This window comes from Rhodopirellula sp. MGV (assembly GCF_002251265.1).
Classification (GTDB): Bacteria; Planctomycetota; Planctomycetia; order Pirellulales; family Pirellulaceae; genus Stieleria; species Stieleria baltica_A.
The window spans coordinates 1-15695 of record NZ_NPDI01000040.1 but is presented as its reverse complement, the minus strand read 5'-3'; the positions used below and the strand labels follow the sequence as shown (position 1 = coordinate 15695).

Annotated in this window: 10 protein-coding genes; 7 read left to right on the top strand and 3 right to left on the bottom strand. The window is 55.9% G+C overall.

What is annotated here, in order from left to right; genetic code table 11:
- Positions 1–127 precede the first annotated feature (127 nt).
- Positions 128–1705 carry an RNA polymerase sigma factor RpoD/SigA gene (locus CGZ80_RS14170; protein ID WP_198953694.1) on the bottom strand — a complete coding sequence of 526 codons (1578 nt, stop codon included), beginning with the start codon at positions 1703–1705 and terminating at the stop codon, positions 128–130.
- Positions 1706–2281: 576 nt separating this feature from the next.
- Here CGZ80_RS14170 and CGZ80_RS14165 point away from each other — a divergent pair.
- Positions 2282–5392, top strand: coding sequence for a hypothetical protein (locus tag CGZ80_RS14165; protein WP_094415490.1), 3111 nt, complete (start codon positions 2282–2284; stop codon positions 5390–5392).
- 176 nt (positions 5393–5568) lie between these two features.
- Positions 5569–7323 (top strand): L-arabinonate dehydratase, encoded by a 1755-nt coding sequence (gene araD, locus CGZ80_RS14160; protein WP_094415488.1) that lies wholly within the window; start codon positions 5569–5571, stop codon positions 7321–7323.
- 10 nt (positions 7324–7333) lie between these two features.
- Here the strand turns inward: araD and CGZ80_RS14155 are convergent, their stop codons facing one another.
- Entirely contained in the window at positions 7334–8038 is a 705-nt protein-coding gene (locus CGZ80_RS14155) for a hypothetical protein (protein WP_143543923.1), read from the bottom strand.
- Positions 8039–8311: 273 nt separating this feature from the next.
- On the opposite strand from CGZ80_RS14155, the gene CGZ80_RS14150 reads away from it, so the two are divergent.
- Entirely contained in the window at positions 8312–9124 is an 813-nt protein-coding gene (locus CGZ80_RS14150) for a phosphatase PAP2 family protein (RefSeq protein ID WP_233148423.1), read from the top strand.
- Positions 9125–9142: 18 nt separating this feature from the next.
- Here the strand turns inward: CGZ80_RS14150 and CGZ80_RS14145 are convergent, their stop codons facing one another.
- A complete protein-coding gene (locus CGZ80_RS14145; RefSeq protein WP_094415629.1) occupies positions 9143–10390 on the bottom strand; it encodes a DUF4013 domain-containing protein in 1248 nt (415 codons plus the stop codon).
- Positions 10391–10889: 499 nt separating this feature from the next.
- On the opposite strand from CGZ80_RS14145, the gene CGZ80_RS14140 reads away from it, so the two are divergent.
- The 4 genes from CGZ80_RS14140 to CGZ80_RS14125 are packed head-to-tail and all read left to right on the top strand — an operon-like array spanning position 10890 to position 15606.
- Positions 10890–12374, top strand: a complete 1485-nt coding sequence (locus tag CGZ80_RS14140) for a trypsin-like peptidase domain-containing protein (RefSeq protein WP_094415481.1) — start codon at positions 10890–10892, stop codon at positions 12372–12374.
- 10 nt (positions 12375–12384) lie between these two features.
- Entirely contained in the window at positions 12385–12633 is a 249-nt protein-coding gene (locus CGZ80_RS14135; RefSeq protein WP_094415479.1) for a hypothetical protein, read from the top strand.
- 9 nt (positions 12634–12642) lie between these two features.
- Positions 12643–14430 (top strand): leucine-rich repeat domain-containing protein, encoded by a 1788-nt coding sequence (locus CGZ80_RS14130; RefSeq protein ID WP_094415477.1) that lies wholly within the window; start codon positions 12643–12645, stop codon positions 14428–14430.
- An 18-nt stretch (positions 14431–14448) separates the two neighbouring features.
- A complete protein-coding gene (locus tag CGZ80_RS14125) occupies positions 14449–15606 on the top strand; it encodes a DUF3524 domain-containing protein (RefSeq protein WP_094415475.1) in 1158 nt (385 codons plus the stop codon).
- Positions 15607–15695: the final 89 nt, after the last annotated feature.

The window sequence follows — 15695 nt, the reverse complement described above, 5'->3', positions numbered from 1 at the left end:
TCAACTCCTGAGCAACTTCCTGTGCACCACCGCAGTGTCTTTTCACGGTTCTAAGCCGCTTCTTTACACTTGGAATTTATTCTTTCGCGGTGCTAACGATGAAAAAAGTTAGCAACGTGAAATTGGATTAGACGGGTTCACCGCCTTCCATCAGTGCCAGGTCAGCACCGTCCAGGAAGCTTGCCAGAGATTTCGAACGATACGGTTGTTGCAGTTTGCGAACCGCTTTGCTTTCGATCTGACGAACACGTTCACGAGTGACTTGGAAGATACGCCCGACTTCTTCGAGGGTGTAGGTGTATCCGTCAGCCAGGCCGTAACGCAGACGCAAGATTTCACGCTCGCGATAGTTCAGCGTTTCCATCGCTTGATTGATCTGAGCTTTCAACGCTTGACGGTTGGTTTCGAGCAACGGATCGTCATCACGGTGATCTTGCAGAAACTCGCCAAAGACGCTGTCTTCGTGATCGCCGACAGGTTGATCCAGCGACAACGGTTGGCGGCTCATTTTCAGGATCACACGGGTATCATCCAAGCTCAAACCGCTGCGAGCACAAACTTCTTCGGCGGTCGGTTCGCGGCCGTTCTCTTGCACCAAGTCACGGGTGATTTGGCGGATCTTGTTCATCGTGTCGATCATGTGAACCGGCACGCGAATGGTGCGGCTTTGGTCAGCAATTGCACGGGTGATCGCTTGACGAATCCACCAGGTCGCATAGGTACTGAACTTATATCCGCGAGCGTGTTCGAATTTGTCGACCGCACGCATCAGGCCGGTGTTGCCCTCTTGGATCAAGTCCAGGAATGACAGGCCACGATTGCGATATTTCTTGGCGATCGAGACGACCAAACGCAGGTTGCCAGCCGACAGGACTCGTTTCGCGGCTTCGTAGTCATCGCGGAGGGCGATGCAGCGATTGACGCGACGGTTCAGCGTTTGTGGCGACTCGTAGGTCATTCGCATCAGGTAATGCAGTTCGCTTTTCAGCTCGGTTTGACTCGGCATACCGGGCATGTCCGAAGCTTGACCGCTGACAAGTTGCTTGTGGATTTCGACCATGCGGCGCGACGTCTTGGTCAGCTTGTCGAACATCGGCTGAAGTTTTCCGGTTCGCAGGTTCATTTCTTCGACCAAGCGGACCGCTTTATTGCGGCGGACGACGAGGTTCTTCCATGCGGCACGTCGTTGACGCAGTGGCAAACGCTTGTTGATCGCGGTGAAGTAGTCGGCTTTGTTTTGTTTCAGCAGGAATTCAAGGGTGCGTACGTTTGGAACGATCCGTTGCATGATCGCTTTCTTTTCAGACGCGTTGGTGACGCTGACTTCGATGGTGCGGTCCAAGCGAAGTTGTTTGTCGCGAACTTGTTGCAGCAACTTCAGTGCACCTTGCAACATGAAGTCAGTCGCCAGCATGCAGTGGCGGTACTTTTCGCGAGTGTGTTCGATTTGTTTTGCGGCTGAAACTTCTTGGTCGCGGGTCAGCAACGGAATTTGGCCCATCTGCATGAGGTACATGCGAACCGGGTCTTCGGTGGGGTCGGCGTCCATGTCCAGCTCGTCGCCCATGCCGCGGGTGTCGACCGGGGTATCTTCCATGTGCTGATCCGCGAATTCTTCTCCCATGACGCGAGATCGGCGATCGACCGATTCTTCTGCTGCGAAGGCGTCATCTTGCAAGCTGCGGCCGCTGATCCTGTTACCCATGAACGTTTCCTCTGATGCCGGACGTGAACACTCGATTTGGTCCGGGAGGGTTTCAGCATCTGTGATGCCGAGACGACCGCGTGGGCTGGCAATAATCATTGCAACCTGTTGTGGGGAAAGAGTTTAGGCGAGCGAATTGCCACGGGCCGGTCGCGGGGATGTTTCGAAAAGCCCACGTTCCGGTGTTGCATATTCTCAACCAGGGAGGCGACAAGTCGTCGTTGTGGGGAACAGGCGACGGTCGATCGAATTGGCGAGAACCCCGGGGGCCTCTCCTGCCCCGGTCAAGTTGGTGGCAGTCAAACGTAGGTCATCGGACACGGACTTAACGGAAAACCCTCTACGATTTAGACTAGAAGTCCGGATTTGAGTTCCCCTCTTCTCGACCCAGTTCCCGAATGGATCTCGAGAAGAATGCTCAGCGGGTTGGGCGGTAGGTTTTGGCCCGTCATCGGAACAGTTGTGCCACCTTGAAGTACGAGCGATCGTATTCGGTCATCTATTGGTGTTGACCGAGGTAGCTAAACTGAAAAATTGTCCTTTACCGTCCACTTCACTCGTAACGCAGAGGCGTCCGTGCAGTCGCCCCCCCGTTCAACCGCCGACTCACTTGACCACTCTTCGGAAGACGAATTTGGCTGGATCAATCCGGCGCGTTTTTCGAATTGGTCCACCGCCCGACACCACCTGGAATCGATTTGGCGATGTGGCGCGCCAGGTGATCTGTTGGCAATGCTGCGCGAACGTTTGTTGCAGCAGCTGCCTGACCTCGTCGATTTCGATGCGACGGTTTCGAATCTCGACCGGTTTATTGCGGCCAGTCGGTCACCTACATCGTTGCTGTCGCTTTTTGAGCGTGACGAAAAAGCACTTTCGACGTTGCTGCAGGTTTTCTCGACGAGCCAAACGCTTGCGAATCGGTTGATCGCGGACCCTGAAAGCTTTGATTTGCTGCGTGCCAGCGATGGACAACCCGCCGAACGCGAGTACTTGGTGGACGAATTGGTGGCCGAGCTGGCCACGATCGACAGCCGGAGTCGAGCCGCCCTGGCGATTCGGAAGTTCTCCAGCCGCGAGACCGCTCGCATCGCATACGGCGAATTTGTCAGCGATATGAGCCCGGAACATGTCGGACGACAACTTGCCTTTGTCGCCGACGCGATCTTAGAAGCCGCCTTGGCATTCACCCTTCGACGGTTCGAATCCCAGGGCCGCACCCCGATCCGCAGTGACGGAAGCCCGATCAAAATCTCAATCGTCGGACTTGGGCAACTCGGTGGTGCCGAGATGGGCTACGGCAGTCCGCTCGAGATCATGTTTCTCTACGACGCGATCGAAGAGAAAAGCGATTCGCATCGCGAGTTTGTCAATCAAGTCGTTTCCGACATCGTATCGCTGACGGATTCCGAAGATTCTGCGGCGCTGAGTATCAACGTCGATACATCATTCCGGCCGCTCGGCGAAGACACCGTGATCGGTAGCGGTGATTTGATCGCCAAGCGATTGGAATCTGACGGGCGGACTTGGCAACGCATCGAGATGATCAAATCGCGAGTGGTCGCTGGCGACATCGATGTGGGCAATGAACTGATCCAGCGACTTCAACCGTGGATCTATCGTCGGTTTATGAGTCGCCGCGATTTCGCCGATATTCGATCGCTGCGCCGCAAATTGCAACGTCGGTTCGAATCGGAAAGCAGTGAAGGCGAAGACGTCTATTTGGCGCCAGGCGGACGCCGCGATGTCGAGTTGATGATGCGGTTTTTGCAACTGCTGCATGGCGGCGAAATCCAAACGGTCCGCGCCGGTAACACTTATGAAGCGATCGCCAATCTGGAACGCGACGGCTGTTTGACGCACCAAGAGTCAAGCTTGCTTTCGCGAGGCTATGCGCGGTTGTGCCGATTGCAGCACCTGCTGTCTGTGATGAGCGGAAGACACACCAGTTGTTTGCCGCATGACGAATCAATGCGGCGACGTCTGGCATGGCACCTCGGGGTGCGTGCGGAAGACGGGACTGTCGGTGACCTTTCGCGTTTTCAGTCGCAGCTTCAAGAAACATTCGAGCTCAATCGCAAAGTCCTGAACCACTTGATGGTCGACGCACCCAAGGGGGACGACGTCGATGACCTGAAGGACTTCGCGGCCGAAACGGAGTTGGTGCTGGACCCTTCACCCGATGAAGAACTGGTCCGACAAACATTGATCCGCCATTCGTTGACTGACATCGAACGTGCGATGGTTAACATTCGTGCGTTGTCGACCGAGTCGGTGCGATTTTTGTCCCGGCGGCGGTGCCACCACTTCTTTGCGTCTCTGGCACCGAAGTTACTCTCCGAAATCGCCAAGACGCCGGATCCCGATCGGACGCTGCAGACCCTTGCCGAAGTCGCCGATTCATTGGGCGGCAAGTCGAGCTTGTGGGAATTGCTCAACACCAACCGGGCAACCTTGGAATTGATGGTGCGGCTCTGCGCGGCGACGCCATACTTGAGCGATTTGCTGGTCGAAATGCCGGGCATGTTGGACGAACTGATCGACTCACTACTGATGAATCGATTGCCGTCAGCCGAACGATTGGATACCAAGTCAATTGATCTCTGCCGTCGTGCGATCGACATCGATGTGGTGCTTCACGGATTCAAAAGCAGCGCGCATCTGATGATCGGTGTCCACGACATCCTTGGCAAAGAATCATTGGAGTCGCTACACGGTGCGCTGAGTGATACCGCCGAAGCCTGTTTGCGGCGAGCGATCGAACACGAACAAGAGCAGTTGGCCGCACGTTTTGGTGACCCAGTCGATGCCGAGGGAGAACCGGCGGATCTGATTGCGGTCGCGATCGGGAAATTCGGCGGGCGTGAACCGAACTATCGCAGCGACCTGGACATCGTGTTTCTTTACACCGATGAAGGCGAAACGCGGCGTCGTGTCGGTGGGCCGCGAAAAACGGTCAGCAACGCGCAGTTCTTCAACATGTTGACCAAGGCGGTGATTCGTCGGGTCAATGATCCCAGTGACTTTGGCCAACTGTACGAGCTTGATCGACGATTGCGTCCCGCCGGTGAAGAAGGCGTGTTGGCGGTAACGTTGGAACAATTCGCAACAAGGTTTCGCCGGGGGATTGCACCGCTTTGGCAACAGATCGCGCTTAGCAAAGCTCGCGCAATCTCGGGCGGTCGTCGTCAACGTGCAATGGCGAACGAACTGTTGATGTCGATTTTGGAATCCGTGACTTGGCGTCCATCAATGCTTTCGGAGCTGAAGGAGCTGCGAATGCGAATGCAGGAGACCGCCAGCGACGAGAACACCAAAAGCGGTGTTGGCGGGACCATCGACATCGAATTCATCACTCAGATGTTGACGTTGGCAAACATCCGCGAACACGGTCGTGACTTGATCGGTATCGGCATTCTTGATTCGCTGCAGAAACTGGCTGGCGCAGGACTGTTGTCGGGTGAGGACTGCGAGGTCCTTTCGAAAAATTATCGAACGCTGCGTGGCATCGAGGCAAACCTGTGCTTGATGAAGAATGAAGCGCGACACGAATTGCCCGAGGCAGAGTCGCGTCTGCGAGATCTCGCTTACCTGATGCATCAACACGACCCGCGCGAGATTCAAATGACGTTGTCCGAGGCGAAATCGTCGACACGAGAGATCTTCGATCGACTCTTTGCTTTGGCGTAATACAACGCGTCGACGTGATCGGATTTGAATTTGATTTTAAGTCCGCAGAAAAAGTGCCATGATCGCGACGAGTGTTTGACCATGACGACATCGTTCACGACATACCACGCCCGATCGGGAAAGGCTAAACTACGGGGCGACACCGCCCCGCCGATTCCCCTTCCCCAGATCGTGTCATGAATCTCGAGTTCGTCTCACACCTTTCAAAACAAGAACGCGACCCCAGCAAATTGCGTTCACACCGTTGGTTTGGTCCCGATGACATGCGTTCGTTCGGTCATCGTTCTCGGCTGAAAGGGATGGGCTTTGACGATGTTGATTTTCAAAATCGTCCTGTTGTCGCGATTCTGAACACGTGGAGTGAGCTAAACACTTGCCACTCACACTTTCGAAATCGCGCGGATGAAGTTCGACGTGGGATCTTGCAAGCAGGAGGTTTCCCCGTCGAAGTTCCGGTAATGTCGCTTGGCGAGATGTTGATGAAGCCAACGACAATGCTGTATCGCAACTTGCTGGCGATGGAGGTTGAAGAAGTCTTGCGCTGCCATCCAATCGACGCAGCAGTGCTGATGGGCGGTTGCGACAAAACGGTTCCCGCGATGTTGATGGGAGCGATCAGCGCAGACATCCCATCGATCTTTTTTCCGGCGGGGCCGATGCTGAAAGCACGCTGGAAAGACGTCACACTTGGCAGTGGCAGTGATGCTTGGAAGTACTGGGATGAACGACTGGCAGGAAACCTTTGCGACAAAGATTGGAAAGGCATCGAAAATTGCATCGGACGTTCGGCCGGAACGTGCATGACGATGGGAACGGCCAGCACGATGGCCTGTGTGACCGAGGCGATGGGCATGTCTTTGCCTGGTGCGGCATGTATCCCATCGGTTGTTGCTGACCACAGTCGGTTGGCGACTCAAACCGGACGCCACGCTGTCGAAATGGCTTGGGCAAATTGGAAGCCCTCGGACGTTTTGACTGCCGAATCGATCGACAACGGCGTGATGACCTCGCTGGCAATCGGTGGCAGCACCAACGCGATTGTCCATCTGATCGCCATCGCCGGACGTTTAGATCAGACACTAACGCTGGAACGGTTTGATGAACTTTCGCAAGCGACACCCGTGCTTGCCGATATTCGTCCCGGCGGAAAGTATTTGATGGAGGACTTCTTTGATGCCGGTGGATTGCCAGCACTGCTCGAACGCATGCGAGATCTTTTGAACGTCGATTGCAAAACGGTTCTCGGTGGCACCTTGGGCGAACAGATCTCTGGCTGCGAAGTGATCGGTGACGAAGTCATTCGCACGCGGGAGAAACCGGTCGCGGCCGCTGGTGGGACCTGCGTGTTGCGCGGCAACCTCGCCCCGTCTGGCTGCGTGATCAAATCATTGGCTGCCGATCCGAATCTGCTTTCCCACCGAGGACCGGCAGTCGTCTTTGAAAACTATCCGGACATGAAAGCTCGCATACACGATCCCGAGCTTGATGTGAGCGCCGACAGTGTCATCATCTTGCGGAGTGCGGGCCCCTTGGGAGCTCCGGGATTTCCGGAATGGGGCATGTTGCCGATTCCCAAGAAGCTGTTACAAGAAGGCATCCGTGATATGGTGCGAATCAGCGATGCGCGGATGAGCGGCACCAGCTATGGGACTTGCGTTCTGCACATCGCGCCAGAAAGCGCTGCCGGCGGGCCGCTTGCTTGGGTGCAAACGGGCGACGTGGTCGAGATCGACGTACCCAATCGCAAAATCCACTGGCATATCGAAGACGAAGAACTCGCCCGACGTGCCGCGGCAACCCCATTGCCCAATGTGGTGCCGGAACGCGGCTATGGGCAACTTTACGCAAAGCATGTCACCCAAGCAGACTTGGGCTGTGACTTTGATTTTCTTGCCGGTCGCTCACCCGGACAGGAGCCCGGGATTCACTGACCGTCATCAACTAGCGGTTGTATTCGTTCAGAAAACCGCGATTGGATGCCGACCGAGGACTAAAAATCTTTCGCTCTCGGTGCGGATGGTAGGCTTGGTCAGGGGTGATGTCATCGTGAATGACCGGTGGCAACAAGGTTTCGCCAGACTCGATGATCGTTCCGTCCATCACTGGACCGTAGCTGCTTGATGCACCGCAGCTGCACCCGCCTTCACAACCACAGGCTGGTTCACAACTGCACGGCCCTTCGCAGCCACACGCCGGTTCGAATCCACACGCGGGCTCAAATCCGCAGCCCGGTTCGACGAACGAGTCGCAGTCGCATGCACCTTCGCATCCGCACGCTGGCTCGGCGATGCATTCGTCGCACCCCGAATCACAACCGGTGCAACGCGGTGCAAATCCGCGGTTGGTTGTTCCGCCGGGACCGGGGTTACATCCGCAGTAGTAACCCCACAGGCTGCGCACGCCGGAGAAGCTCGCACGGCACTTGCCACACGATTGTCCGTTAAAGTTGCCGCAAGAATCGCACGGATCTTTGCAATCGGGCGGGTGATTGACCCAAGGATCAACATACAGTTCGCCGCAACCGGTGCACGAGTCACAGGTGCTGCCGCAGCCTTGCATTTTGCAGTGCATGCCCATCGGACCTACACATCCACTAAGTCCGAATGCCATGCATCCGATCATCAACAGTCCAAGTGCGCGTGACATATCGTTCGCTTCCGTGAAACTCGTCGTGCCCCCCAACAAACAGGGGCGATCCATTGTGATGTCAGAAACCTCACCGGAAGCAGTCATCGTCAACCTAATCGTCAAAGTTGACTAATTCTGGGCAAACGGACTTGGGAAGGTTTTCTCAAGTGAACTGCGCTTTCGCCGGGGCTGTCCGATTCGATACGCTTCCGCACTGGTGGAATGAGATGATCGCCTTCGAGCGACTGGCCTGCTATTCGATGCATGGATGCAATGAGAGCAACGATTCCGATGAACCAACCTTACGAGGATGGCGCCGCAGACGCTGAAAAGACCTGCGACGCCACAATGGCGGCTTACCATTCGGCCTGCAAACCTTCATTACTCAATTACCGATTCCGATTGTCGACTTTGTTCGGGATGGGAATCATGTTGTTGCTGTGCGTCCCGATCGTCACGCTGATTGACGTTCCAGTGGCGCGGTGGTTTGCCGGTGACCCTCTGCCACGCGAGGTTTACAACGCGGTCGAATTGATGCGTGTGTTCTCACACGGTAGCGGCGTCTTTTTGGTTCTCTTTGGGATCTTCCTGATGGCGCCTCATTGTCGCTGGCAATTGCCGCGGCTCGTGACCTTGGCGGTTGGGGCGGGAGCCTTTGCCACCGTCGGCAGAATTTTTGTCCTGCGGCCGCGGCCGACCGGCTTAAACCTGGACGTCGCTTCGATCGATTCGGCTTGGCTCTGGGCTTTCGATTGGACTCTGTCTCAGGTCGCCACGTTTGACGCAAGCACGCGAGCCTTTCCCAGCGGAAATATGGCAACCGCGACAGCGCTGACCATCGGTTTGTGGATGGTGTTGCCAAGCGGCAGATTGTTGTTCGGGCTGATCTGTCTGGGCACCGTGGTACAGCGTCTTGCGTGCAGTGCGCACTTCCCCAGCGACATTTTTGGCGGTGCCGCATTCGGTGTGTTCTGGGCGTTTATTTGTTATCACCCCAAACTGCTGGGCAATCTTTTTGACAAGATGCAGCCCGAATCCGAGCCACGGCGTCGATCGCTGACTGTTATCCGTTCCGAAGACGAACGCCCCAATATCGCGGCCTAAGACGTTAGCGGACGACGATCAGACCCCGTTGATAAACGGGATTGGGACCAAGATCGCATGTTGCTGCACCCAGGTTTGCAGCCCGTCCCAACTGGTGTATTGGCTAAGCGTGACGAATGCCAAGTAGATCCCGACCACCAGCGGCATCATCAGTCGTACCAGCCATCGCGACAGGAAATTCGTCCAGGTGTCAGGCTTGATTGCGCCGTCGTCATACTGTCCCGCGATACGTTTCGCACGACGTAGGGCTAACCCTGCAGAAAGTCGTGCGGGCAGAATAAACGCGACGAACACCAGCGTCGGCAACCAAGCGACTTCGCGTGGCAAGGCTTCGATTTTCAAGAGGTACAGTGGAATCGGAAACAGTACGAGGCTGAGCACCATCGCGCCAAACCAAGCCCAAGGCGCGTAGCAAAACAGCCGCCGAATTCTTTTCACTTGGAAAAGGGCTCGAATTCGATTTTCGCTCGCGAAATGCGCTTGCAGCATCGGCAGATACATCAGCACGACGCCCAGTGCAAACGCCGCGACGAAACCGACGAGACCAGCCAAGCCAGTTTTTCCGTTACGGTTGGCGGCAATGATGATCATCGCCGGAATCAACCAAAGTAGCGTGCCGATTGCCCCACGCAGTCCCAGGTAAAAATACTTTGGCAACTGCAACGAACGCGTGAAACTCCACAATCGATCCGGCAGTTTGCTGTAGGTGCTCGGCCGCCACGCGCGACGCAGCATGCCAAGCGGTTGGGGCCAAACAAAGTCGATCAGACGCCCACCACGTGCCAACGCCCAGAGTAAATAGAACATCGCGAGGCCGGCCGCGATAAACGCGAACACACGCATGCGTCCCGCCTGATTCGAACCAGGATCAATCAACGCGGCCACGCTTTCGAGGTGCACCAGCACTTGTACGGGAATCGCACCGATCACGACCGCTCCCACAATCAGCCCAATTTTTCGAAAGGCTTCCAGATGTGGCAGACTGTCGCGCAGTTTGTTTCCACGGGCTAGACCGCCTGCGACCTCAAGCAAATAACCGAACGTGATCAACTGCACGATTGGGATCGCAGCGACGAATGCCAAGCAGACGATCATCGAGAGGATCGCAAACGTGCCGGATATCCCCCAGGAAATCCATCCGGCGAATCGGCGGATCACTCCGGGCGGCGGCTTGGCACTGAAATCGACCGCTTCTATCGCAGGGGGCGACGTAGTGGCTGGCAAGCAGGTGCTTGGCAAGTCAGTTTCACGCGTTTGACAGTCCATTGTCGCTGTCATTCCGATGGAGGATTCGTTCACGACCATCACTCACGAGCAAAAGAAGCGTTCAGAGGACCGGATTCAGCTGCGGACTGGGTTCTGCTGCGACCGCCTTGTTGGCACTGATGAAGTTTTCAGTTTCCCGGGGCGAAGTTGCTAGCTTCTTACAGTTTCGCGGAGTGGGCGCTCAACTTGGCAGCGGCTGGGTGATTTTAGGAAAATTTTTGCGTGGGCAGGCATTCAGCGTCGTCGGAACGCTCATTTGGCGAGTCGACGTTGTTGCTGATCCCCCGAGAATTCACGGAAGAATGGCTTCTTGGGTAGGGCCGATTGTTAAGACTGGTAAACCTTGCGGCATTGATCTACAGCCGTCAAGGGATCGTAGCGGTTGTTCCGATTCACACTCTCGTGCCGGGCACTCCGGCTTTGCCGTCATCGCGAACATCCCGCAGTGTTCGACCGGTGACGGATGCATCCAGTTTTGCTCCACCGGGTACGGGGACCAATGCGACCGATCCAAATCACCCCGGCCATCGGCCGTCGTCGACGGAAGACCCAGCGATGGTTCGAGCGACTCACCAAGTACGGATTGACGTTTTCGATCGCCTCAGCCTTTTTTGTCGCCGATGCTTCGGCACAACAATCAGCGCTGACTTCGTTCGAGTCCTCAGCCGCCGTGGGACGAGTCACCGATTCCAAGCGAGAGAATCCGATCGTCTTGGCGATACGCCGTGCTAGCCCGTCCGTCGTCAACCTTCATGGTCAAAAGACCGTCCGCTCGACTGCTGCCGGAATGGCGGGAGCGACCGGCGATGGCGGATTCAAGCACGTCAACGGAATGGGAACCGGTGTCATCATCGACCCAGCAGGCTACGTGATTACGAATTATCACGTCGTCGAGGACGTCGATAACATCCGCGTGACGCTGCAAGACGGCTCGGTAACATCGGCACAATTGATTGCCGCTCGGCCACGAAACGATCTCGCGCTCGTCAAAATCGATAGCGACTATCAACTGCCCACGGTCCCGCGTGGCACGAGTAGCGATCTGATGGTGGGCGAAACCGTGATCGCCATCGGCAACGCCTATGGTTACGTTCACACTTGCACGGCAGGCATCATCAGTGCTCTGCACCGTGACGTTCCAGTCAACGACACGCAAGATTACCAAGACCTGATCCAGATCAGTGCGGGAATCAATCCGGGCAACTCCGGTGGCCCGTTGCTGAACATCGACGGCGATATTATCGGCGTTAATGTCGCGGTTCGTGTCGGTGCACAACAAATTGCCTTTGCAATCCCCATCGATCAAGTTGTAGAAATCGTTACAGCGATGATCGATGAGCACAATGCGAATCGACTCGATACCGGATTGAGCACCCAGGGTGGCCCTCGCGATGGCGATGGAGTGACCATTACCCATGTCTCCGCTAGCAGTTCTGCCGCACGGGACGGATTGAAGCCGGGTGACCGCGTGGTCCGCGTTGGGGCTCGACCGGTCGATGACCATCTCGACTATTCACTTGCGATGCTGCACGCTCGCCCCGGGCAAGATCTGTCCATCGAGGTCGAACGCGACGGCAGTCCACTCCAGTTGGCACTCGCAACCAACTCGGCTTCGCAATCATCCCGAGGAACCAGCGATACCGCTTGGTCTGTTATCGGAATCCAAGCGAAACCGATCAGCCAATCGGCGATGACTCGGCTGAATGCTCGGATGCAGACTCCCTACCGAGGCGGTCTGATGATCACCGCAGTTCGCAACGGATCCGAAGCCGAAGAACAAGGCATCCATGTCGGCGACGTTCTGCTGGGGATCCACAACTGGCAAACGGCAAGCATGGCTGACTTGGCCGGTATCCTGGATCACCCGGATATCAAGAAAGGGCCACGCGCGAAGTTCTATATCATTCGCCGCGAACAAGCGTTGTACAAAACCTTGTACGGTCATTTCCAACTCGCCGCTCGAGATCAAAACCAGATCCACTAGCGGTCATCCAATGGACGTGAGCCAATACAACGCCCACATCCAATCGCACCCGTCGGGGCTTTCCGGTGCGGTAACCATCGTGTTGCCACAATCGCCACGCCTCGACATCCCCCCGATTCGTTCGAGTACTCGTCCCGGAGCAAGCTCCATTGGTCCCGCAACACCGATGGAGTTTGCTGACCCAGCCGGGACGAGTGCTCGAAACGATTCCGGACGCATTTGGGCGAACCAGTTTTGTGTCGTTCGAAGCGTCAGCTAGACTGGTTTGATGACCAACGCATTCTTCAAATCTTCGTGTGCTCTGCGAGTTCTCGCTCCAGCGTTTCTGGCTGTTTTCTGTGGCAGCGGATTAATCAACGCTGACTTCGGCGCTGACGTCGTGTCAGCTGGGGATCGAATGGTCGTCCCTGCGATCACAATCGGCGAGACCTCGACTTCGCCATCCACAGATGTGACGCCGCTTTCCAACGACCCTTGCTCGCGCGTTTGCGTCGGTGACGCGGCGAAAGGAATCGCGGAGTGGGACGTTCCCGGTTGGGCGAACTACTTGAAACTTTGGTCGGCCCTGGCAAGCGACCCCGGCAACAAAGCGATTCGGCAGTGCTTCGGTTTGCCACTCGGAGGCGACGGTCAATCGTTGGCCGCCATCCGTGCCGCACGCGGACGCAGCGCACCTGATTGGATCGGTTGGAAACCTGGCAGCTACGCGCAAGTTGATACACCACACTTCCAGATTTTTTCGCGTGCCGATCGCGAGCAAACCACTGACGTCGCCGAAGACCTCGAACGCTGCTATTGGGTTTGGACGCAAGCGTTCTTTCCGCTTTGGGAAGGACGTTTGCAAGTCGCACGGTACTTGGGGCAGACAGACGCGGTTTCGACCGATGAGTTGCTCGACGGTTTGCGACTTCGGCTTTCGTCTCGCAAAAAGATGCGGGTCGTGTTGTTCCGCGACAGAGAAGATTATGGTCGCACACTTGCCCGCTTGACTGGCGGATCACTTCAAGCACTCTCGCAATCGACGGGCTTCTACAGTGCCGAACGCCGCACTTCGTTTTTTTATCCGACCGAATCCAGCGACGGGACCGCATCGCGACGCCACGAGTTGGTGCATCAATTGTTTCGTGAAGCGACTCGCAACGGATTGAGCGGTGACGTCGCGGGTGAGCAATCTGATTTTTGGATGGTCGAAGGCATCGCGGGGTATTTTGAATCGTTGACCTACGGTGATCGTGTTGCAACCGTTGGCGGATGGGATAGTCCCCGGTTGCAGTTCATCCGCCATCGTGTGTTCGCACGCCAAGAAGTCGTGCCACTGGCTGCGCTGCGTCCCGACGGACGCGATGCCGCACAACAGCGTGGTGACTTGGCCCAGTTCTATGCCTTTGCGATCGGATACACGCATTGGTTGATGGATAGCGATGACGTGATGGCGCGGCGTTGGCTGTATGCAAATCTTGCGGCCCTGTACCGCATCCCACTCGAATTGCCTGATGGGCTTGTTGCGACCGATGAACCGAACGAACCGGAACGCGGAATGGTCGCACTGCTGCGGATCGACAATGAAGTGATCCGATCAAATCCGAACGACCGGTCGATCGAGGAACTGTGTCTGCGCGGTTGTTTGGTGGATAAGACGGGTTTGGCGACGATTGAGAAGACTGATCAGCTGCGCTGGCTTGATTTGACCGGTTTGCCGATCGATACGACGACGATTCTTCAGGTTGTTCCGAAGGCAGATCAATTGCGGCAACTATCGCTTGAAGCCTGTCCGGTTGATGATTCGATTGCAGCTTGGATCGCTGTGAAGTCTGAACTCGAGGAATTGGATCTATCAAGTACCGTTTGTGGTGACGAAACCGTTTCGGCGATCGGTGAATTGCAAAAGTTGAAAACGCTGTGGTTGACGAATACCAAAATCACCGATGCTGCCGTCGATGCGTTTTCCGGTTTGCCTAATCTGAGATTGCTGGACCTTCGTGGTACCGCGGTCACGGCGCAGCAGATCGCACGCTTGCGTCGCGCGCACCCTGAATGGACAGTCAATCCGAACTGAGCGTTCTTGGGCGGTGTGATGAATATCTTGGCGATCGAACCGTACTTTGGTGGCAGCCACCGTGCCTTTCTGGAAAGCGTTGTTCGCCATTCGAAACACCATTGGCATTTGGCGATACTGCCCGCTAGACATTGGAAATGGCGGATGCGTTCGGCACCGGTGGCTCTTTGTGATGTGATTGCCGCAACGCTTTCTCTTGAAGGTCAGCGGGAGGATGGGCGGCAAGAAACCGTCTCGCCTGATGTGGTGTTTTGCAGTGACATGCTGGACCTACCGACTTGGCTTGGCTTTGCCAGTCGCGATAGCAGACTGAAATCGTGGATCGGTCAGGTCCCAATCATTACTTACTTTCACGAAAACCAATGGGCCTATCCGGTCGCCGCAAAATCGCAGGCCGATTATCACTACGCATTCACGAACCTGTTGACTGCGTCATTAAGTGACGAATGTTGGTTCAATTCAAATCACAATCGTGAAACTTTCTTGTCACATGCGCGAGACTTCTTGAAGCGGATGCCAGATAGTCGCGCCGCTTTCGATTTGGATGCGATCGACAAGCGTAGCTGCGTCGTCGTGCCTGGTTTTGAAGCCTTTGAGGTTGACCGCCAAGAAAGCTTGCCTGGCGATCCTTTACGAATCGGATGGGTTGGGAGATTCGAATCTGACAAGCGGCCTGATCGATTCGTCGAACTGTTGCAACAATTGGAATCCGATGGAGTGGACTTTCAATTGGTGTTGCTTGGTGAACGTGGGCGTCGGGACCAAGAACACGCTCGGTTGATCGAAGTATTCAGTCACCGGGTGTTTGTCGACGAATACGCTGGCAGTGTCGCGGAGTATCACAACCGCTTGTCAATGATTGACGTCGTGGTCTCGACGGCTGACCACGAATTCTTTGGAATCGCGATGTGTGAAGCGATCTGGGCGGGAGCGGTTCCCGTCGTGCCTGACGGCTTGAGTTATCCCGAATATGTACCCGACCAGCTTCGCTACGAGACTTTAAGCGAAGCCGCCCAGCTGATCCAATCACTTCAAGACCCGGCAGTTCGCAACACCCAATCCGCCACCTGCCGAACCCGCATCGAAAACTGGACCGCCACCAAACTCACCCCCCACCTCGACAAAAAGGTGTCAGGTACAATACTGTTCGGCACGGAAGTTGTGGTTCGCGATTGATCGGCCCGAGCTGCTCTGGTCGCCTCGCAATTCGAACACTCTGTTTTCAATTGTTCGCGGAGACCGTTGCCATTAGCGCAGCGTGAATG

What these genes read in the sequence shown, in the direction of transcription:
- CGZ80_RS14140 (WP_094415481.1), top strand. Translation starts at nt 10,890, where the DNA reads ATGCGACCGATCCAAATCACCCCGGCCATCGGCCGTCGTCGACGGAAG.
- CGZ80_RS14135 (WP_094415479.1), top strand. Translation starts at nt 12,385, where the DNA reads ATGGACGTGAGCCAATACAACGCCCACATCCAATCGCACCCGTCGGGG.
- araD (WP_094415488.1), top strand. Translation starts at nt 5,569, where the DNA reads ATGAATCTCGAGTTCGTCTCACACCTTTCAAAACAAGAACGCGACCCC.
- CGZ80_RS14170 (WP_198953694.1), bottom strand. Translation starts at nt 1,705, where the DNA reads ATGGGTAACAGGATCAGCGGCCGCAGCTTGCAAGATGACGCCTTCGCA.
- CGZ80_RS14125 (WP_094415475.1), top strand. Translation starts at nt 14,449, where the DNA reads ATGAATATCTTGGCGATCGAACCGTACTTTGGTGGCAGCCACCGTGCC.
- CGZ80_RS14130 (WP_094415477.1), top strand. Translation starts at nt 12,643, where the DNA reads ATGACCAACGCATTCTTCAAATCTTCGTGTGCTCTGCGAGTTCTCGCT.
- CGZ80_RS14145 (WP_094415629.1), bottom strand. Translation starts at nt 10,390, where the DNA reads ATGGACTGTCAAACGCGTGAAACTGACTTGCCAAGCACCTGCTTGCCA.
- CGZ80_RS14150 (WP_233148423.1), top strand. Translation starts at nt 8,312, where the DNA reads ATGAACCAACCTTACGAGGATGGCGCCGCAGACGCTGAAAAGACCTGC.
- CGZ80_RS14155 (WP_143543923.1), bottom strand. Translation starts at nt 8,038, where the DNA reads ATGTCACGCGCACTTGGACTGTTGATGATCGGATGCATGGCATTCGGA.